Source organism: Streptomyces sp. NPDC005141 (genome assembly GCF_053599975.1).
This window is the reverse complement of sequence record NZ_JBSFYW010000014.1, coordinates 102,799-120,808: the sequence shown is the minus strand read 5'-3', so window position 1 is coordinate 120,808 and position 18,010 is coordinate 102,799. Positions and strand designations below refer to the sequence as shown.

At 72.9% G+C, this 18,010-nt stretch carries 19 protein-coding genes; 6 read left to right on the top strand and 13 right to left on the bottom strand.

Translation table 11 applies throughout. The features are described from left to right. The first annotated feature begins 7 nt into the window (after positions 1-7). From ACWD68_RS14205 to ACWD68_RS14185, 5 genes are read left to right on the top strand one after another with little or no spacing between them, the layout of a single operon-like run. Positions 8-1,177, top strand: a complete 1,170-nt coding sequence (locus ACWD68_RS14205) for an ADP-ribosylglycohydrolase family protein (protein WP_451806702.1) — start codon at positions 8-10, stop codon at positions 1,175-1,177. After that, positions 1,165-2,529 (top strand): ADP-ribosylglycohydrolase family protein, encoded by a 1,365-nt coding sequence (locus ACWD68_RS14200; protein ID WP_451806701.1) that lies wholly within the window; start codon positions 1,165-1,167, stop codon positions 2,527-2,529. The genes ACWD68_RS14205 and ACWD68_RS14200 overlap by 13 nt, the downstream gene beginning before the upstream one ends. After that, the gene (gene rbsK / locus ACWD68_RS14195; protein ID WP_451806700.1) at positions 2,526-3,419 is read left to right on the top strand and encodes a ribokinase; all 894 of its coding nucleotides are present in this window, start codon (positions 2,526-2,528) and stop codon (positions 3,417-3,419) included. The genes ACWD68_RS14200 and rbsK overlap by 4 nt, the downstream gene beginning before the upstream one ends. Then, positions 3,416-4,618, top strand: a complete 1,203-nt coding sequence (locus ACWD68_RS14190) for a CaiB/BaiF CoA transferase family protein (protein WP_451806699.1) — start codon at positions 3,416-3,418, stop codon at positions 4,616-4,618. The genes rbsK and ACWD68_RS14190 overlap by 4 nt, the downstream gene beginning before the upstream one ends. After that, positions 4,615-5,454 carry an HpcH/HpaI aldolase/citrate lyase family protein gene (locus ACWD68_RS14185; protein WP_451806698.1) on the top strand — a complete coding sequence of 280 codons (840 nt, stop codon included), beginning with the start codon at positions 4,615-4,617 and terminating at the stop codon, positions 5,452-5,454. The genes ACWD68_RS14190 and ACWD68_RS14185 overlap by 4 nt, the downstream gene beginning before the upstream one ends. 86 nt (positions 5,455-5,540) lie before the next feature. Here the strand turns inward: ACWD68_RS14185 and lgt are convergent, their stop codons facing one another. From lgt to hisI, 11 genes are all read right to left on the bottom strand, one after another. Next, a complete protein-coding gene (lgt, locus tag ACWD68_RS14180) occupies positions 5,541-6,614 on the bottom strand; it encodes a prolipoprotein diacylglyceryl transferase (protein ID WP_451806697.1) in 1,074 nt (357 codons plus the stop codon). Between the two features lie 120 nt (positions 6,615-6,734). Then, the gene (locus tag ACWD68_RS14175; protein WP_451806696.1) at positions 6,735-7,511 is read right to left on the bottom strand and encodes a DsbA family protein; all 777 of its coding nucleotides are present in this window, start codon (positions 7,509-7,511) and stop codon (positions 6,735-6,737) included. 103 nt (positions 7,512-7,614) lie between these two features. Next, positions 7,615-8,430, bottom strand: a complete 816-nt coding sequence (gene trpA / locus ACWD68_RS14170; RefSeq protein WP_451806695.1) for a tryptophan synthase subunit alpha — start codon at positions 8,428-8,430, stop codon at positions 7,615-7,617. Further along, positions 8,427-9,719 (bottom strand): tryptophan synthase subunit beta, encoded by a 1,293-nt coding sequence (gene trpB / locus ACWD68_RS14165; RefSeq protein ID WP_451806694.1) that lies wholly within the window; start codon positions 9,717-9,719, stop codon positions 8,427-8,429. Before trpB ends, trpA begins: the two co-directional genes overlap by 4 nt. Positions 9,720-9,920: 201 nt before the next feature. Then, positions 9,921-10,130: a tryptophan biosynthesis modulator TrpM gene (gene trpM / locus ACWD68_RS14160; protein ID WP_451806737.1), complete on the bottom strand. Its 210-nt coding sequence runs from the start codon at positions 10,128-10,130 to the stop codon at positions 9,921-9,923. A 238-nt stretch (positions 10,131-10,368) separates the two neighbouring features. Further along, a complete protein-coding gene (gene trpC, locus ACWD68_RS14155) occupies positions 10,369-11,178 on the bottom strand; it encodes an indole-3-glycerol phosphate synthase TrpC (protein WP_451806693.1) in 810 nt (269 codons plus the stop codon). Positions 11,179-11,344: 166 nt separating this feature from the next. Next, on the bottom strand, positions 11,345-11,803 hold the full coding sequence (locus tag ACWD68_RS14150) for a DUF2752 domain-containing protein (RefSeq protein WP_451806692.1): 459 nt from the start codon (positions 11,801-11,803) through the stop codon (positions 11,345-11,347). Between the two features lie 90 nt (positions 11,804-11,893). Then, positions 11,894-12,142 (bottom strand): HGxxPAAW family protein, encoded by a 249-nt coding sequence (locus ACWD68_RS14145; protein WP_451806691.1) that lies wholly within the window; start codon positions 12,140-12,142, stop codon positions 11,894-11,896. A 160-nt stretch (positions 12,143-12,302) separates the two neighbouring features. Continuing rightward, a complete protein-coding gene (locus ACWD68_RS14140) occupies positions 12,303-12,956 on the bottom strand; it encodes a TIGR02234 family membrane protein (protein ID WP_451806690.1) in 654 nt (217 codons plus the stop codon). A gap of 127 nt (positions 12,957-13,083) precedes the next feature. Further along, entirely contained in the window at positions 13,084-14,571 is a 1,488-nt protein-coding gene (locus ACWD68_RS14135; protein ID WP_451806689.1) for an anthranilate synthase component I, read from the bottom strand. Positions 14,572-14,582: 11 nt separating this feature from the next. Continuing rightward, positions 14,583-14,996 (bottom strand): phosphoribosyl-AMP cyclohydrolase, encoded by a 414-nt coding sequence (gene hisI / locus ACWD68_RS14130; RefSeq protein WP_451806688.1) that lies wholly within the window; start codon positions 14,994-14,996, stop codon positions 14,583-14,585. A gap of 142 nt (positions 14,997-15,138) precedes the next feature. Here hisI and ACWD68_RS14125 point away from each other — a divergent pair, with 142 nt between their 5' ends. Then, positions 15,139-15,774, top strand: a complete 636-nt coding sequence (locus tag ACWD68_RS14125; protein ID WP_451806687.1) for a TIGR03085 family metal-binding protein — start codon at positions 15,139-15,141, stop codon at positions 15,772-15,774. 162 nt (positions 15,775-15,936) lie between these two features. Here ACWD68_RS14125 and ACWD68_RS14120 read toward each other — a convergent pair whose 3' ends face one another. Next, positions 15,937-17,283 (bottom strand): MFS transporter, encoded by a 1,347-nt coding sequence (locus ACWD68_RS14120; RefSeq protein WP_451806686.1) that lies wholly within the window; start codon positions 17,281-17,283, stop codon positions 15,937-15,939. Between the two features lie 20 nt (positions 17,284-17,303). Beyond that, entirely contained in the window at positions 17,304-17,891 is a 588-nt protein-coding gene (locus tag ACWD68_RS14115) for an ArsR/SmtB family transcription factor (protein ID WP_451806685.1), read from the bottom strand. Positions 17,892-18,010 lie beyond the last annotated feature (119 nt).

Below are 18,010 nucleotides of genomic sequence, written 5' to 3'. Positions count from 1 at the left end.
TTCGGGCATGACGCCCAAAGGAGAAGGAACGGGAACCCTCGACGAACGGATCACCGGAGCCCTCGTCGGAGCCGCCGTCGGCGACGCGCTCGGCGGCCCCGTCGAGGGGTACTCCCCCGAACAGATCACCGAACGCCACGGCGGCCGCGTACGCGGTGTCGTCGGCCCCTGGAACGGCGACGCCTGGCCCACCGCCCGCCCCATCGCCCCGTACCACAAGGGCGACGGACACGTCACCGACGACACCCTGATGACCCATGCCCTGGTACGGGTGTACGCCACCGTCCGCGACCACCTCGACGCCTACGCCGTCGCCGAGCACCTGGTCCCCGACCTGATGACGACCCCCCGCTGGATCCCGGAGCTGGAGGCCGAGGCCCTCCCCCTCCAGCGGATCTTCCTCGCCGAGAAGTGGCTGGTCGCCCGCCTCCACTACGGCCATGTGGACCCCCGGGAGGCCGGCGACGGCAACATCGTGAACTGCGGTGCCGCGATGTACATGGCCCCGGTCGGCCTCGTCAACGCGGCGAATCCGGCGGGCGCGTACGCCGAGGCCCTCGACATCGCGGGAGCCCACCAGTCCTCCTACGGCCGCGAGGCCGCGGGCGTCTTCGCGGCAGCGGTGGCCGCGGCCTGCTCGCCCGGCGCCACCCCCGACTCGGTCGTCGCCGCATGCCTGTCGCTGGCCAAGGACGGCACCCGCGCCGCCGTCGAGGCGGCCTGCGAAGTCGCCTCCCACCACACGGACTTCGAGTCGGCGCTCGTCCCGCTGCGCCGGGCGGTGGCTCCGTACGACACGGTCGGCCCGGACTACCGTTCCCCGTCGCTCGGCGCCCGCCGCCCCTCCCGTCTCCACTCCATCGAAGAACTCCCCGTCGCCCTCGGCATGTTGCTGGTGTCCGGCGGCGACTTCCGGCACGCGGTCCTCGGCTCGGTCAACTACGGCCGCGACTGCGACTCCATCGCCACCATGGCCGGCGCCCTCGCGGGCGCGCTGGGCGGCGAGGTCCCGCACGACTGGGCCAAGACGGTGGCCGAGTCCAGCCGCCTCGACCTGGACGCCCCGGCGCGTACGCTCGCCGAGGTGACCCGGGAGATCTTCGACCGCGACGTCCACCGGCGCCGGACCCACGAGGCGGCCTACGCCGCGCTGGCGGGAACACCGTGCTCCGACTGACCTGGGTCCAGCCCGAGGACCTCATCGGCCACGAGCTCCACCAGGCCGTCCAGGACGGCCGCGATCCAGGTCCCGTCGCCGCCCGCTGGCACGCGGCGGGCGGCCGACCGGCGCCGCTCCGCGCGGGTGCGTCGCCGGCCCCCGCCTCACCCGCCCTGCGCCGGCTGGCAGCCGGACTCCTCGACGAACTCGCCGGCCTGCCCAGCACGTCGGCGGACGACGAGCCGACGGAACTGGCACTGATCAAGGCCGGCTGCCCCACCTGGCCACCCCCTCGGCCCGCGCCCGGGCCCGCTCCCGCACGGGCCCGTCTGGAAGCGGCCTGGCTCGGCCGGGCCGTCGGCTGCCTGCTGGGGAAACCCGTGGAGAAACTCCCCCTCCACGGCATCCGGTCACTCGCCCGGGCCGCGGGCAACTGGCCCCTCCGCACCTGGTTCACCGCGCGGGGCGTACCCCTGGACCTCCTGGACGCCCACCCCTGGAACCGGCGCTCCGCCCCCACCTCCCTGGCCGAGAACATCGACGGCATGCCGGAGGACGACGACCTCAACTACCCGCTTCTGAACCTCCTGTTGCTCCAGCGCCACGGCAGGGCCTTCAGCACCGCGGATGTGGCCCGCCTCTGGCTGGACGAACTCCCCGCCGGCCGCACGTTCACCGCGGAGCGCGTCGCCTACCGCAACCTCCTCAGCGGCGTCGAACCCCCGGACACGGCCCTCCGTCACAACCCGTTCCGCGAATGGATCGGCGCCCTGATCCGCGCGGACGTGCACGGCTGGACCAACCCGGGCGACCCGGCCGGGGCCGCCGAACAGGCGTACCGCGACGCCGCCCTGACCCACACGGCCAACGGCGTCTACGCGGCGATGTTCACGGCCGCCGCCATCGCCGGGGCGGCCGGCGGGACGAGTGACGTCCACGCCTGTCTGCGCACCGGACTGACCGTCGTCCCGCCCGGCTCCCGGCTGGCCCGGGCGGTCCGCCACGCGGTCCGGCTCGCCCGTACGACACCGGACTTCGACACCGTCGTCGACGAACTGCACACCACCCACCGCGACTGCCACTGGGTCCACGCCGTCCCCAACACCGCGCTGATCGCCGCCGCCCTCACCCACGCGGACGGCGACTTCGGCGGCTCGGTCTGCCGCGCGGTGTCCGGCGGCCTGGACACCGACTCGAACGGCGCGACGGCCGGAAGCATCGCGGGCCTGCTCGCGGGCGACCCCGCCGCCCTGCCCGACCACTGGACGGGCCCCCTCAAGAACCGGCTCGCCACCTCCGTCTCCGACTTCGACGGCATCGGCTTCGACGCCCTCGCTCACCTCACACACCGGGAGACCGTTCGCCCATGACCCATATCGCCGTGCTCGGCAGCACGAACATGGACCTCGTCGCGTATGTCGCCAAAGCCCCGCAGCGCGGAGAGACCGTGACGGGCCGGGAGTTCCGTACGATCCCCGGCGGCAAGGGCGCCAACCAGGCGGTGGCCGCCGCGCACGCGGGCGCCGACGTCTCCTTGGTCGGCGCGGTGGGCGCCGACTCCTTCGGCAGTCAACTCCGTTCCACACTGGAGCACTTCGGTGTGAACACCGACCATCTGCGCACCACCGAGGGCCCGTCCGGCACCGCGCACATCGTGGTGGACGAGGAGGGCGGCAACGCGATCGTCGTCATCCCCGGCGCCAATGGCACCGTCACCTCCCTCGCCCCCGGCGACGAGGGCCTCATCGCCAGCGCCGACGCGCTGCTGCTCCAGCTCGAGATCCCGCTGGAAGCCGTGCTCTCCGGCGCGGAGGCCGCGCGCCGGCACGGCGTCCGGACGATCCTCACCCCGGCTCCCGCACGGTTCCTGCCGCCCCAGTTGCTGGCCACCATCGACCTGTTGGTGCCCAACCAGCACGAGGCCGCCGCACTCACCGGCTTCACCGACCCGCGCGAAGCGGCCGCCGCGCTGCTCGAACAGGTCCCCGAGGTCGTCGTCACCCTGGGCGCCGAGGGCAGCCTGTACGCGGCCCGCGGCGCCGAACCCGTCGCCGTGCCCGCGCCCAAGGTGACCGCCGTCGACTCCACCGGCGCGGGCGACACCTTCGTCGGCACCCTCGCGGTGGCACTCGCCGAGGGCCGGGAGATGCCTCAGGCGCTGGCGTGGGCGTCGGCCGCGGCCGCCATGTCGGTGCAGCGGCCCGGAGCGTCGTCCTCGATGCCGTACCGCTCCGAGATCGACGCCCAGGCCGGCTCATGAGAGGGCACACCGGGGGCGGCCCCCTCAGCGGCCTGCGCGTCCTCGACCTCGCGACCCTGTTCGCGGGGCCGCTCGCCGCCACCATGCTCGGCGACTTCGGCGCGGAGGTCGTCAAGATCGAGCATCCCACGCAACCGGACCCGTCCCGGGGACACGGTCCCTCGAAGGACGGCGTCGGCCTGTGGTGGAAGCTCCTCGGGCGGAACAAGCGCACGATCACGCTCGACCTGTCGAAGCGCGGCGGACGCGAGACACTGCTCCGGCTCGCCGCCGACGCCGACGTGATCGTCGAGAACTTCCGGCCGGGCACCCTGGAGAAGTGGGACCTGGGCTGGGAGGAACTGTCCGCGGCGAACCCCCGCCTGGTCCTCGCCCGGGTCACCGGTTTCGGCCAGTTCGGCCCCTACGCGCACCGCCCCGGTTTCGGCACGCTCGCGGAGGCGATGAGCGGCTTCGCGGCGATCACCGGCGAACCGGACGCACCACCGGTCCTCCCCCCGTTCGGCCTGGCCGACTCGATCGCCGGACTGGCGACGGCGTACGCCGTGCTGACCGCGCTGACCGCGCGCGACCGCACCGGCGAGGGCCAGGTGATCGACATGGCGATCATCGAGCCGATCCTGACCGTGCTCGGCCCGCAGCCGATCTGGTACGACCAGCTGGGCCACGTCCAGCCCCGCACCGGCAACCGCTCGGCGAACAACGCGCCCCGCAACACCTATCGCACGGCGGACGGGTACTGGGTCGCCGTGTCCACATCGGCCCAGTCGATCGCCGAGCGGGTGATGCGGCTGGTGGGCCGCCCGGACGTGATCGACGAGCCGTGGTTCGCGACCGGCGCGGACCGGGCACGCCACGCCGACGTCCTGGACGGGGCGGTCGGCGCGTGGATCGCCGAGCGCACCCGCGACGAGGTCCTCGCGGCCTTCGAGAAGGCGGAGGCCGCGGTCGCCCCGATCCAGGACGTCCGGGACGTCATGACCGACCCGCAGTACTTGGCCCTGGACACGGTAACCACCGTCGACGACCCCGAACTGGGCCCGCTGCGCATGCAGAACGTCCTCTTCCGGCTCTCCGCCACGCCCGGTGCGATCCACTGGGCGGGCCGCCCGCACGGCGCGGACACCGACGCCGTGCTCACCGAACTCGGCCTGACGGGACCCGAGATCGAGGCGCTGAGAGCGGAGGGCGCGCTGTGACCGCGGAACTCCTGCCCCTCACCTGGCTGTACGTGCCCGGCGACCGTCCCGAGGTGGTGGCCAAGGCCCTCGTCTCCGGGGCGGACGTGGTCCTCGTCGACCTGGAGGACGCGGTCGCCCCGGACCGCAAGGAGTACGCCCTCGCCGCCACCGCCGACCTCCTCGCCGAACCGCCGCCCGTCCCGGTGCACGTCCGGGTCAACGCGCTCGACGGCCCGTTCGCCGACGCCGATCTGAAGACGCTCTCGCCGCTGCCCGGCCTGTCCGGCCTGCGTCTGCCGAAGGTAACCTCGCGCTCCGACGTCGTACGGGTGGCGGAGAGCGCGACCCCCGCGGAGGGCGGCGCGATCCCGCTGTACGCCCTGCTGGAGTCGGCTCTGGGCGTGGAGCAGGCCTTCGCCATCGCGTCCGCCCATCGCGCCCTGCGCGGTATCGCGCTCGGCGAGACGGACCTGCGGGCCGATCTCGGTGTCCGGAACGAAGCCGGGCTCGACTGGTCCCGGGCACGGGTGATCGTGGCCGCCCGGGCGGCGGGGCTGCCCCCGCCGGTCCAGTCGGTCTATCCCGACATCCGTGACGTGGAGGGCCTGGCCTCGTCCTGCGCGCACGGCCGCGCCCTCGGCTTCCTCGGACGCGCGGCCATCCACCCCCGCCAGCTTCCCATCATCGAGCGGGCCTACCTCCCCACTCCGGCCGAGGTCGACTCGGCCGAGGCCGTCATCAGGGCGGCCGCCACCGATCCGGGCGCCCAGGCCCTTCCGGACGGCCGTTTCATCGACGCGGCGGTGGTCACGGGTGCCCGCCGCACCCTCGCCCTGGCGCAGCGCCTGGCCTGAGGCGGAGCACAGCGCCTGGCCCCGGGCACGGCGAAGGGGGCGCCGCGTCCTGGAACGCGGCGCCCCCTTCGGCGTACGGGGAGAACTCAGCTCTTCTTGGCCGACCCGGCCTCGTCCCGCGAGGTCGACTCCGCGTCCGGTTCCGTGTCGGGCTCCGGCTCGGATTCCGTCTCGGACGCGGACCCGGCGGACTCCCGGGACACGGTGGACTCGGTGGACTCGGTGGCGGCAGGCTTGTCGAGGCCGACGGACTCACCGTCGGTCCCGTCCCCGGCCTCGCTCTTGTCCTCGTCCTCGGCCTTGTCGGAAGCGGTCTCGTCGTCCTCGGCGGGAGCGTCCGCGCCGGCTCCGGGCTCCACGATCTCCTCGCGACCCGGACGCAGCCGGGCCGAGAGCACGATGTAGAGCACCGCCAGGAGGAAGACCACCATCGCGGTCCAGTCGTTGAGACGCAGGCCCAGGATGTGGTGGGCGTCGTCGACGCGCATGTACTCGATCCAGAACCGGCCGACGCAGTACGCGGCGACGTACAGCGCGAAGGCCCGCCCGTGGCCGAGCTTGAAGCGACGATCGGCCCAGATGACCAGGAATCCGACGCCGATGCACCACAGGGACTCGTACAGGAACGTCGGGTGGTAGTAGCCGGGCACACGACCGTCCGTGGAGGACGTGATGTGCAGCGCCCACGGAACGTCCGTGGCCCTGCCGTAGAGCTCCTGGTTGAACCAGTTGCCCCAGCGCCCGAGTGCCTGGGCGAAGGCGATACCGGGTGCGACGGCGTCGGCCCACGCGGGCAGCGGGATGCCCCGGCGGCGGCAACCGATCCACGCGCCCAGCGCACCGAGCGCGATCGCGCCCCAGATGCCGAGCCCGCCCTCCCAGATCTTGAAGGCGTCCACCCAGTTACGGCCCTCGCTGAAGTACAGCTCGTAGTCCGTGATCACGTGGTAGAGCCGGCCGCCGACGAGGCCGAAGGGCACGGCCCAGACCGCGATGTCGGCCACTGTGCCGGTCCGCCCTCCCCGGGCGATCCAGCGCTTGTTGCCGAGCCAGACGGCTACGAAGACGCCGATGATGATGCAGAACGCGTAGCCGCGCAGCGGAATGGGGCCGAGGTGCAGCACACCGTGCGACGGGCTGGGAATGTAGGCAAGTTCCATGGCAAGGTCGACGCTACCGTGCCGGACGCCGCCCACGGCGGGCAGCCCCGCAACGGGTCCATAACGTGCGGCGCCCCCAGGCCTGTGGACAGGCGGGGGCGCCGGAGCGTGCGGGACGGCTCAGCCCTTGTTGGCCGCCTCCACCATCTGCTTCAGCTTGGCGGGGGTCATGGACTGGTCCGCGTAGATGTTCTTGCCGCCCAGGAGCACGGTCGGTGTGCCCGTGAAGCCGCCGCTCTGGAACGCGGCGTTCGACTTCTCGACCCAGGTGTCGTGAGTGCCGTCGTTGACGCAGGTGCGGAAGGCCGGGGTGTCCAGGCCTTCGACCTTGCCGGCGAGCTCGATGAGCTTGGCGTTGTCGGCGAAGGCGTCGTCGGTCTCCTTGGGCTGGTTCTCGTAGAGCACGTCGTGGTAGGCGCTGAACTTCCCGGCGTCCTGGGCGCACGCCGCGGCGTTGGCGGCCTTGCGCGAGCCGCTGCCTCCCATGTTCCCGTCGATCAGCGTGACGAGGTGGTACTCGACCTTCAGCTGCCCCGAGTCGACCAGCTCGTGGATCGTCGGGCGGTAGGCCGCCTCGAAGGCCTGGCAGGCCGGGCAGCGGAAGTCCTCCCACACCGTGAGGGTCGACTTGGCGCTGTCCTTGCCGACGGGAATCGCGAGACCGTCCTTGCCGGTGGCGCCCGAGGGCGACACGACCGGGCCCGACGTGTCGCTCTTCTTGTCCTTGCCTGCGTTGGCGGCCACCACGCCGATCACGGCGGCCAGGCCGAGCACACAGATCACCGACGCCCCCACGATCAGCGCGCGCCGGCGCTTCTCCGCGGTCTTCTGCTTCTCTCGCTCGACCGCCAGCCGCTCGCGGGCGTTGCGCTTTCCGTCACGGTTCTTCTCGCTCACATCCGGCAGAACGAACCGGGGAGGCGCAGCGCGCCTCCCCGGTCCAAGGTCCACTCGTTCGAGTGAGCGGATTGTCCGTTACGTGCTCATCCGCACGGCGGCGTTACGCCGTTCCGCGCACACCCTTCGCGAGGTCGCCCGCCAGCGCCCGTACCGCTTCGAGTCCGGCCGCCTCGTCCGGCGCGTCCAGCATCCGCTTCACGAACGCCGAACCGACGATCACGCCGTCGGCGAAGCCGGCCACCTCGGCGGCCTGCGCGGCGCTGGAGACACCGAGGCCGACACAGACCGGCAGCCCGGTGGTGGCCTTGGTGCGCGCAACCAGGTCCTGGGCCTGGGCCCCGACCGACGCCCGGGTGCCGGTGACCCCCATCAGCGAGGCCGCGTACACGAAGCCGGTGCCCGCCGCGGTGATCTCGGCGAGCCGGGCGTCCTTGCTGCTGGGCGCGACGACGAAGACGGTCGCGAGGCCGTGCTTCTCGGCGTGCTCCCTCCACAGCGCCGACTCCTGGACGGGCAGGTCGGGCAGGATGCAGCCCGCGCCGCCCGCCTCGGCGAGCTCGGCGGTGAAGCGCTCGACTCCGTAGCGGTCGATCGGGTTCCAGTACGTCATCACGAGCACGGGCTTGCCGGTGGCCTCGAAGCCCTCCCGGACGGTCCGCATCACGTCCGCGATCTTGACGCCTCCCCGCAGGGCGATGTCGTCGGCGGTCTGGATGACCGGGCCGTCGAGGACCGGGTCGCTGTGCGGCAGCCCGACCTCGACGACATCGGCGCCGCCGTCGAAGACGGCCTTGACGGCGGCGATACCGCCGTCGACGGTCGGGAAGCCGGCCGGCAGGTACGCGATGAGGGCGGACCGTCCCTCCGCCTTCGCCGCGGCGAGGGTGTCGCTCAACAGCTGGATGTTGCCGCTCACTTGGCGTCCCCCTCGATCTCGGCGTTCTCGCTGTCGGCGTCCGCGGGGACGACCGCGTCGGCGCCCTCTTCGTACAGGCCGAAGTAGCGGGCGGCCGTGTCCATGTCCTTGTCGCCGCGCCCGGACAGGTTGACGACGATCAGCCCGTCCTTGCCCAGCTCCTTGCCGACCTCCAGGGCCCCGGCGAGCGCGTGGGCGCTCTCGATCGCCGGGATGATGCCCTCGGTGCGGGAGAGCAGCCGCAGGGCCTGCATCGCCGCGTCGTCGGTGACCGCGCGGTACTCGCCGCGGCCGCTGTCCTTGAGGTAGGCGTGCTCGGGGCCGATGCCCGGGTAGTCGAGTCCGGCCGAGATCGAGTAGGGCTCGGTGATCTGGCCCTCCTCGTCCTGGAGGACGTACGACCGCGATCCGTGCAGGATGCCCGGCTCGCCGGCGGTCAGGGTCGCCGCGTGCTCGCCGGTCTCCAGGCCGTGCCCGGCGGGCTCGCAGCCGATCAGGCGTACGCCGCTGTCGGGGATGAAGGCGTGGAAGAGGCCGATGGCGTTGGAGCCGCCGCCGACACAGGCGACGGCCGCGTCGGGCAGCCGGCCGGCGCGCTCCAGGATCTGCCGCCGGGCCTCGACGCCGATGACCCGGTGGAAGTCCCGGACCATGGCGGGGAAGGGGTGCGGGCCCGCGACGGTCCCGAAGAGGTAGTGGGTGCGGTCGACGTTGGCGACCCAGTCGCGGAACGCCTCGTTGATGGCGTCCTTGAGAGTGCGGGAGCCGGACTTCACGGCGATGACCTCGGCGCCGAGCATGCGCATCCGGGCCACGTTGAGCGCTTGGCGCCGGGTGTCGATCTCGCCCATGTAGATGGTGCATTCGAGGCCGAAGAGCGCGCAGGCGGTGGCCGTGGCGACGCCGTGCTGGCCCGCGCCGGTCTCCGCGATGACGCGGGTCTTGCCCATGCGCCGGGTGAGCAGGGCCTGGCCGAGCACGTTGTTGATCTTGTGCGAGCCGGTGTGGTTGAGGTCCTCCCGCTTGAGGAAGATCCGCGCGCCACCGGCGTGCTCGGCGAAGCGCGGCACCTCGGTGAGTGAACTCGGACGTCCGGTGTAGTGGACGAGCAGGTCGTCGAGCTCGCGGGCGAACTCGGGGTCCGCCTTCGCCTTGTCGTACTCGACGGCGACCTCGTCCACGGCGGCGACCAGCGCCTCCGGGATGAACTTGCCGCCGTACGCGCCGAAGTAGCCCTCGGCACTGGGGACTTGACCCTCGGGGTCGGGAATGAAGAACTCGCTGGGCATGCGGATACCTCGCAGGGGCGACAGCCCCGGTTACGGGTCGGACAGGGGTCACGGTGGCCGGACGCACCCGCGCTCCGCGGTCACCGACGGGTCGGTCGGTGACACCGCCCGCCCTGCCGCCGGCCCGCCCGCGCAGAAGACGGACGTGCCGCCTCGAGGACTGGGGGTGCCGGATCCGGCTCGGTCCACGCGTGAGGTGGACTAGGCCGAGGAGGGCGCGAGCGCGCGTACGCGCTCGGGCCATCGCATCCCGTTGACCTGACCCGGCTCGTCGCCGATGACGTAACGGACCCGGCGCCCGTGCACCCGGCGTGCGGGTGCGCGGCAGCCGCGCGGCCGGCAGCCGCGGGCGAGACGGGCGTAGGGGTCACGGACCGCCGCGGGGACCGGGAGCAGGGCGGCGGACGGCATGGAGGGGCGCCCGGCGGACGCGTCCCCCGAGCCCCCGGGAAGGGAGGAGTGGGTGCCCGGCGCGACGGGCGGGAGCGGGCTTCCGTCGTCCGTCCTCGCCACCGGTGCCCCGGCCCGGGGCCGCGAGACCCCGCCGGCCGGACGCGGCAGCGCCGACCCCGCGCGCGCCGGTACCCCGTCGGGGCACGGGCCCGGACGGGGTACGGCGGGGGCGAGGGTCGGGACGGTCACCGGCAGGTCAGTCCCGTCCGTGCCGCAGGGCCGGGTGGGCACCCGCGGCGACCAGGTCGGAGACGGCGGTCTTCGGGTCGCGGCCGGTCACGAGGGACTCACCGACCAGGACCGCGTCGGCGCCCGCGTTGGCGTAGGCGATGAGGTCGTGCGGGCCGCGGACACCGGACTCGGCGATCTTGACGAGGTTGTCCGGGATCTCGGGGGCGACCCGCTCGAAGGTCGTCCGGTCGACCTTCAGCGTCTTGAGGTCGCGCGCGTTGACACCGATGATCTTCGCGCCGGCGTCCACCGCGCGCTCGACCTCGTCCTCGTCGTGCACCTCGACCAGCGGCGTGAGCCCGATGGACTCGGCGCGCTCGATGAGGGACTCCAGGGCGGGCTGGTCGAGGGCCGCGACGATGAGCAGCGCCAGGTCGGCGCCGTACGCGCGGGCCTCCCACAGCTGGTACGACGTGACGATGAAGTCCTTGCGCAGCACGGGGATGTCCACGCGGGCGCGGACGGCCTCCAGGTCCGCGAGCGAACCGCCGAAGCGGCGCTGTTCGGTGAGGACGGAGATGACGGCCGCACCGCCCGCCTCGTAGTCGGCGGCCAGGGCGGCGGGGTCGGCGATCGCGGCGAGCGCGCCCTTGGACGGGCTGGACCGCTTGACCTCGCAGATGACCTTGACGCTGTCACCGCGCAGGGCGGCGACACCGTCCTTGGCCGCAGGAGCCTTCGCCGCGCGCTCCTTGAGCTCGTCGAGGCTGACGCGCGCCTGCCGCTCCGCGAGGTCGGCACGGACTCCGTCGATGATCTCGTCGAGCACACTCACGCGAGCGGCCCCCTTCCCTGCGGTGGACGGTTGAAGCGGTGGAGCAGTCGACCCGGGTGCACCGTCCCTGACGGAAAAGTCGGGTCACTGCGATGGTATCCGGAGGAAGGCGTAGGCCTCGCATCCGGTTGACGCCGGTCCCACTACCTGGACATTTGTCATTTGATCAAGGATGTAGCCAGCCGCCGGACGGCAGGTTCCGGACAACCGTGAAGACCAGCACCAACGCGCCCACGCTCCACAGATGGACCGGTCCGAGATCGAGTCGCAGGGGCCGTCCGCGCACCGCGCGGATCACCCAGACGGCCCACACCACCGCGAAGACCAGGTAGCCGCCGACGGCGAGCGCGTTGTCCGTGAGCGCCGTGGCGAGGTCTCCGTGCACGAAGGCGTGGGCGCTGCGCAGGCCGCCGCAGCCGGGGCAGTACAGGCCCGTGAGGCGCAGCAGCGGGCAGACCGGGTAGTGGCCGGGCTGATTGGGGTCGACGGCCCCGACGTACGCGAAGGCCCCGGCGACGGCCGCGAGCACTCCGCCGGGAACGCCGAGCCGCCGCACCATGGCACCGGGTCCGGTACCGGACCCGGTCTGTGTCACCCTCTGGGTTTCGGCGTTCACCCGACGCATTCTGCCTCTCGCGCGTAGCGGGCGCTCACCCGCGCACGCGAAAGGCGGCCCCGGCGTGTGCCGGGACCGCCTGGGCGAAGCCTCGGTGGGTCAGGCGTCGGCGCCCACGGTCTCGCGCGCCGTGTGCGTGGGCTGCGCGGAAGAGGTCTTCGGCTGGCCCAGTCCCATGCTCCGCATGACCATGCCGACGACACCGCCCAGGACCACGACGACCATGCCGCCCCAGAAGCCCAGCGGTTCGGCCAGCACCATGTAGGCACCCGCGATGCAGAAACCGATGAAGGCGATGATGACACCGGTCCAGGCGGCCGGGGTGTGACCGTGGCTGCTGCCCGCCATGACTTGCTCCTCGTTGCTGAATGCGTGTGTGAGTCGGACGCTCACCGCCCATTGTCCCGTACGTGCGGGCCTGCGGTGAGCGGGGGGTGGTTGCTCGCGCGTCCGTCCGGCCGAGTCACGACGAAGGACCGGGGGCGAACGACCCCGCGGGTGCCGGGACCTAGGTCCCGGCGGGGTCGGGACCGGTCGGGTCCTCGCCGCGGTCGAGAGCCTTCCAGAGGTCCTCGGGGCGATCCGGGTCGACCGGCTTGATCTTGCGGGGCCGGGGCCTGCCGTCCCGCTCGTAGCGGCCGGACATGGCGGGCCACAGCCGTCCGTAGCGCACGGCGAGCAGCCCGGCGAGCAGGATGAGTGCTCCGCCCGCCGCGGCCACGTACGGCCAGACGGTGTGGCTGAGCCCGCTCGCGGTGGCGGCGGTGTTGCCCGAGACGGCGGCTGCCCGCTCGTCGAGGGCGGAGCTGTCGCCCGCGCCGAGGACGGCGGCGACGACCGTGCCGGCGCCGGAGAGCGCGAGCAGCACGGAGACCAGGAGGCGGCCGGAGCGGCGTACGGCGAAGACGGCGACGAGCGCGGCGAGGCCCACTATGGCGAGCGCCGCGGGCACACCCGTGACGTCGCTGCCCTTGGCGGTCAGCGGGAAGGCTCCGCCGGCCACGGTCGCGGTCCCCTCCGCCCAGTTCTGCCGGGTGGACAGCAGGGCCACGGCCGCGCCGAGCGCGCCGCTCAGCAGGGTCACGGCGAGGCTGCGGCGGCCGGACCGGTCGGGTCCCGCGGCTTCGGATCGGGGGTGAGGTACAGCAGTCACGTACCCCACTATCGCCTGAACCCCGGGCGAACCGTCACCCGGGGCTCACGTGAGCCTCGTCCTATTGGCCGCGTGCACGGTCCGGGGCGGGGGCCGTACCGCCCCGGGTCGCCGTTGTGGCGCCCCGGGTTGCGGTCTACTGCCCGAGCCGGTTCGCGGTGTGCACCGCGCGCAGGACCGCCGCCGCCTTGTTGCGGCACTCGTCGTCCTCCGCGGCCGGCACCGAGTCGGCGACGATGCCCGCACCGGCCTGGACGTACGCCGTGCCGTCGCGCAGCAGGGCCGTACGGATGGCGATGGCGGTGTCGGAGTCGCCGGCGAAGTCGAGGTAGCCGACGCAGCCGCCGTACAACCCGCGCCGGGAGGGCTCCAGTTCGTCGATGATCTGCATCGCGCGCGGCTTGGGCGCGCCGGAGAGGGTGCCGGCGGGGAAGCAGGCGGTGAGCACGTCGAAGGCCGTACGGCCCGCGGCGACCCGGCCGGTCACCGTGGAGACGATATGCATCACGTGCGAGTACCGCTCGATGGACATGAAGTCGACGACCTCGACGGAGCCGGGCTCACAGACCCGCCCGAGGTCGTTGCGCCCCAGGTCGACGAGCATGAGGTGCTCGGCGCGCTCCTTGGGGTCGGCGAGCAGCTCGTCGGCGAGGGCCTGGTCGTCCTGGACGGTCGCGCCGCGCGGCCGGGTGCCCGCGATGGGGTGCACCATCGCCTGCCCGTCCTCGACCTTGACCAGGGCCTCCGGGGAGGAGCCGACGACGTCGAAGCCGTCGAAGCGGAACAGGTACATGTACGGCGAGGGGTTGGTCGCCCGCAGCACGCGGTAGACGTCCAACGCGCTGGCCGTGCACGGTGTTTCGAAGCGCTGGGAGGGGACGACCTGGAAGGCCTCTCCGGCCCGGATGCGCTCCTTGATGTCCTCGACGGCGTCCTGGAAGTCGGGGCCGCCCCAGAGCGCGGTGTACTCGGGGAGCTCGGAGGGCGGGAGGGCGGCGGGCGGCTGGGACACCGCCCGCGAGAGGTCGGCCTCCATGGCGTCGAGACGGGCGACGGCGTCCGCGTACGCCTCGTCGACGCCGGTGTCGAGGTCGTTGTGGTTGATCGCGTTGGCGATCAGCTGGACCGAGCCGTCCCAGTGGTCCAGGACGGCGAGGTCACTGGTGAGCAGCATGGTCAGCTCGGGCAGCTTCAGGTCGTCCCGCTCGCCGGGGCCGATCTTCTCCAGGCGGCGCACGATGTCGTAGCCCAGATAGCCGACCATGCCGCCGGTGAAGGGGGGCAGTCCCTCGCCGTGCGGGGTGTGCAGGGCCTCGATGGTGGCGCGCAGGGCCTCGAGCGGATCGCCGTCCACGGGGACGCCGACGGGCGGTGTGCCGAGCCAGTGCGCCTGCCCGTCCCGCTCGGTGAGGGTCGCGGCGGAGCGGACGCCCACGAAGGAGTAGCGGGACCAGGACAGGGAGGTGCGGCCGTTCTCCGCGGATTCGAGGAGAAACGTGCCGGGGCGCTCGGCGGCCAGCTTGCGGTAGAGCGCGACCGGCGTGTCGCCGTCCGCGAGCAGTTTGCGGCTGACGGGGATGACACGGCGGTCGGTGGCCAGCTTGCGGAACGTCTCGAGGTCCATGGCGGCTGACCTTACTGATTCCGGGCGGGTACGCCGGAATCGGCGTCCTCGGGACGGTGGCCGAGGTCCTTCAGCAGCACGTCGGCGTCGAAGCAGGTGCGGGCTCCGGTGTGGCAGGCGGCGCCCACCTGGTCGACGCGCACGAGGACGGTGTCGGCGTCGCAGTCCAGGGCCACGGACTTGACGTGCTGGAAGTGGCCGGAGGTGTCGCCCTTGACCCAGTACTCCTGGCGGCTGCGTGACCAATAGGTGCAGCGGCCCGTGGTGAGGGTGCGATGCAGCGCCTCGTCGTCCATCCAGCCGAGCATCAGCACCTCACCGGTGTCGTACTGCTGGGCAATGGCGGGGACGAGTCCGTCGGCGCTGCGCTTGAGGCGGGCGGCGATCCCGGGGTCCAGGCTGCTGGGCGAAGGCGTGCTGGTCATGGGTGCCATTGTGCCGCGCCGGACCGTCGCACCCGGACGTTGTCCACAGGCCGGACCCGCGTGGCCGTCCACAGGCGGACCCCGTCGGATCCGGCCCTCTCTCCGCTGGGCGCAGCGGCTACCCGGTCGTAGGCTTGCGGACATGTCGACCCATGCGAAGCGTGAACGACTTCTCCTCGCCGATCTGTTGGAGGCGGTGGGCCCGGACGCGCCCACCCTGTGCGAGGGCTGGAACAGCCGGGATCTCGCCGCGCACGTGGTGGTGCGTGAACGCCGCCCCGACGCCGCCGGCGGTCTCCTCGTCAAGCAGCTCGGGCCCCGCCTGGAGCGGGTGATGGCGGAGTTCGCCGAGAAGCCGTACGAGGAGCTGGTCCAGCTGGTGCGTACCGGCCCGCCCCGCTTCTCGCCGTTCTCCCTGAAGCAGATCGACGAGGCGTCGAACGTGGTCGAGTTCTACGTCCACACCGAGGACGTGCGGCGCGCGCAGCCGGACTGGACGCCGCGGGAGCTGGACGCGGTGTTCCAGGAGGCCCTGTGGTCGCGCCTGGACCGCACGGCCCGGCTGATGGGCCGCGGCGCCCCGACGGGTGTGGTCCTGCGCCGCCCGAACGGCCAGACGACGGTGCTGAACAAGGGCACGCCGGTCGTGACGGTGACCGGCGAGCCCTCGGAGCTGCTGCTGTTCGCGTTCGGCCGGCAGGGTGTGGCGGACGTCGAGCTGGACGGCGACAAGGACGCGATCGCCAAGCTGCACGAGGCGAAGCAGCTGGGGATCTAGGACGCCGGGTCACTCCCGCTTCGGCCGGCATCGGACACCGGATCACCCGGCGCTTCGGCCCGCGTCGGTCGCCGGGTCACCCGGCTCATGAGCCTGCGTCGGTCGCCTGGCCGCCGAAGGGTCCGGCGGCCATCGGGCGCCGGGCCCCTTCGGCCGGGAGCGTCAGCGGGGCAGTTCGGCGTTCCGCAGGTCCCGGACGCCCAGGGCGAGGATGCCGCCGAGGGCGCAGACCGCGGCGCTGGTGACGAAGACGGGCCCGGTGCCCCACCAGCCGATCGCAGCGGCGGTCAGCGGCATGCTGAGCGGGGCGAGGCCCAGGCTCACGATGCCGGCGACGGCGCTGACCCGGCCCAGGTAGGCGGGGTCGGTCTGGGTCTGGAGCAGCGCGCCGCACACGGCGCCGCTGAGTCCGGCGAGCAGTCCGACGAGCAGGGCGACCCCGACGGCCGCCGCGACGTTCGGTACGAAGGCGAGCGCGCCGATCGCGACCGAGCCCGCCAGGATCGCCACCGCGGCCAGACGTCCCGCGCGCGGCAGCCGCCCCCGCACGGTCAGCAGCAGCGCGGCGGCCCCCGCGCCGGTCCCGAATCCGGCGAGCACCCAGCCCATCCCGGACGCGCCCCAGCCCCGCTGGTCGGCCAGCAGGGCCAGGCCCACGTTCAGCGGCCCGACGAATCCGAGGTCGCCGAGGGCGATGGCGGCGATGAGCGGGGCGAGGACGCGGTGACGCCGGATGTAGCGCAGACCTTCCCGGAGGTCTCGCCAGGCGGTGGCCCGTGCGGGCTGCCCCGGCGCGCCGCCCCCGGCCTTCGCACCGTCCTCGCCGGCGGCCACGCGCGCGTGCCCCGTGTCCGCCGGAGCACGTGTCCCGCCCGCCCCGTCCTCGTCGGCCGCGGGCAGCTCCCGCATCCGTACGGAGATCAGCAGCGGCACCGAGACGGCGATCAGCATCCCGGCGAGCCCGAAGGCCGCCGCCGCTCCCCCGAGTGCCACACCGAGACCGCCGAGCGGTGCGCCGACCACGTTGGAGAAACGGATCGCCAGGCCCCGCATGCCCTGGACGCGGGCGAGCTGGTCCCGGCTCGTGATGCGGGCCGGCAGGGCACCCACGGCGGGCATGAAGACGGCGTCGACGGTGCCGAAGACGACGGCGAGCAGGGCCAGCAGCCACAGGCTCGGGCTGGTCGCGAACAGCAGCGCGGCCAGGGCGAGCACGGCGACGCAGCGCACGGCGTCGCTGCCGATGACGACTTTGCGCGGCCCGAACCGGTCGGCGACCACGCCGCCGCCGAGCATCAGCAGAGCCCGGGGAACCGCGCTCACGGTCATCACCAGCCCCGCCTGCGCGGGCGTTCCGGACTGCACGGCCGCCCAGGACAGCGCGATATAGCAGACGTTGTCGCCGATCATCGACGAGGCGTAGGCGCCGAGCCAGCGCAGGACGTTGCCGTCGCGGTGGGCAGGTCTGCCGGGGGCCTGGGTGGCGGGCGGTATGACGGTCGTGGTCACGGGGCCGAGTCCTCTCGGGGTCAGACGCGGAACGGGAATCCGTACAGGTGCAGTGCGACGTTCTCGCGCCCTTCGGTGGCGCCGGCCGCTTCGTCCGTACGGCCCTTCTCGTCGTACTTCCTGACGACGGCGAGCAACTCCTTGTGGAGTTCGGCCAGTTCGGCCGGTGTCAGGCGCAGGGTGGACTCGGAGTCCGATGCCGCCGTGTTCCACTCGGCGCCCCAGGCGTGCCGCTCGTCCAGAAAGCGCCGGTAGAGGTCGGCACGCTGGTCGACGAGGAGCCGGGCGAACGCGGTGTGGGCGGCGGACTTCTCCGGGGCGCTCCGGAAGTCCTCGTCGTGAACGCTCAGCCCTTCCGACGAGGGCTGCCACCAGCGCTCACGGCCGTCACCGCTGCGCGGCTCGGCCTCCTCGATCAGCCCGTGCTCGGCGAGCTTGCGCAGGTGGTAGCTGACGAGCGAGGGCGCCTCGTCGACCTGCTCGCCCAGTTGAGAGGCGGTGGCCGCACCCGCGATGTGCAGGGCGCGGTACAGCTGCATCCGCAGCGGATGGGCGATCGCCTTCAGCGTGCCCATGTCGGTGATCCGGCGGTCTTCCTTGCGTGCCATGTCCTCACGGTAGATGTGAAAGGAAAGTTGCGCAATCAAAATTGCGCAACTTTCCTTTCACGTCTGGAGTGAACAGAACCCCGGCCACCCAGTGACCGGGGTTCACCGACGAACGGGAT

Excerpts from the sequence above, each read along its gene's own strand:
- ACWD68_RS14205 (WP_451806702.1), top strand. The coding sequence starts at position 8 with ATGACGCCCAAAGGAGAAGGAACGGGAACCCTCGACGAACGGATCACC.
- rbsK (WP_451806700.1), top strand. The coding sequence starts at position 2,526 with ATGACCCATATCGCCGTGCTCGGCAGCACGAACATGGACCTCGTCGCG.
- ACWD68_RS14190 (WP_451806699.1), top strand. The coding sequence starts at position 3,416 with ATGAGAGGGCACACCGGGGGCGGCCCCCTCAGCGGCCTGCGCGTCCTC.
- lgt (WP_451806697.1), bottom strand. The coding sequence starts at position 6,614 with ATGGAACTTGCCTACATTCCCAGCCCGTCGCACGGTGTGCTGCACCTC.
- trpB (WP_451806694.1), bottom strand. The coding sequence starts at position 9,719 with ATGCCCAGCGAGTTCTTCATTCCCGACCCCGAGGGTCAAGTCCCCAGT.
- trpM (WP_451806737.1), bottom strand. The coding sequence starts at position 10,130 with ATGCCGTCCGCCGCCCTGCTCCCGGTCCCCGCGGCGGTCCGTGACCCC.
- ACWD68_RS14150 (WP_451806692.1), bottom strand. The coding sequence starts at position 11,803 with ATGCGTCGGGTGAACGCCGAAACCCAGAGGGTGACACAGACCGGGTCC.
- ACWD68_RS14145 (WP_451806691.1), bottom strand. The coding sequence starts at position 12,142 with ATGGCGGGCAGCAGCCACGGTCACACCCCGGCCGCCTGGACCGGTGTC.
- ACWD68_RS14135 (WP_451806689.1), bottom strand. The coding sequence starts at position 14,571 with ATGGACCTCGAGACGTTCCGCAAGCTGGCCACCGACCGCCGTGTCATC.
- hisI (WP_451806688.1), bottom strand. The coding sequence starts at position 14,996 with ATGACCAGCACGCCTTCGCCCAGCAGCCTGGACCCCGGGATCGCCGCC.
- ACWD68_RS14125 (WP_451806687.1), top strand. The coding sequence starts at position 15,139 with ATGTCGACCCATGCGAAGCGTGAACGACTTCTCCTCGCCGATCTGTTG.
- ACWD68_RS14115 (WP_451806685.1), bottom strand. The coding sequence starts at position 17,891 with ATGGCACGCAAGGAAGACCGCCGGATCACCGACATGGGCACGCTGAAG.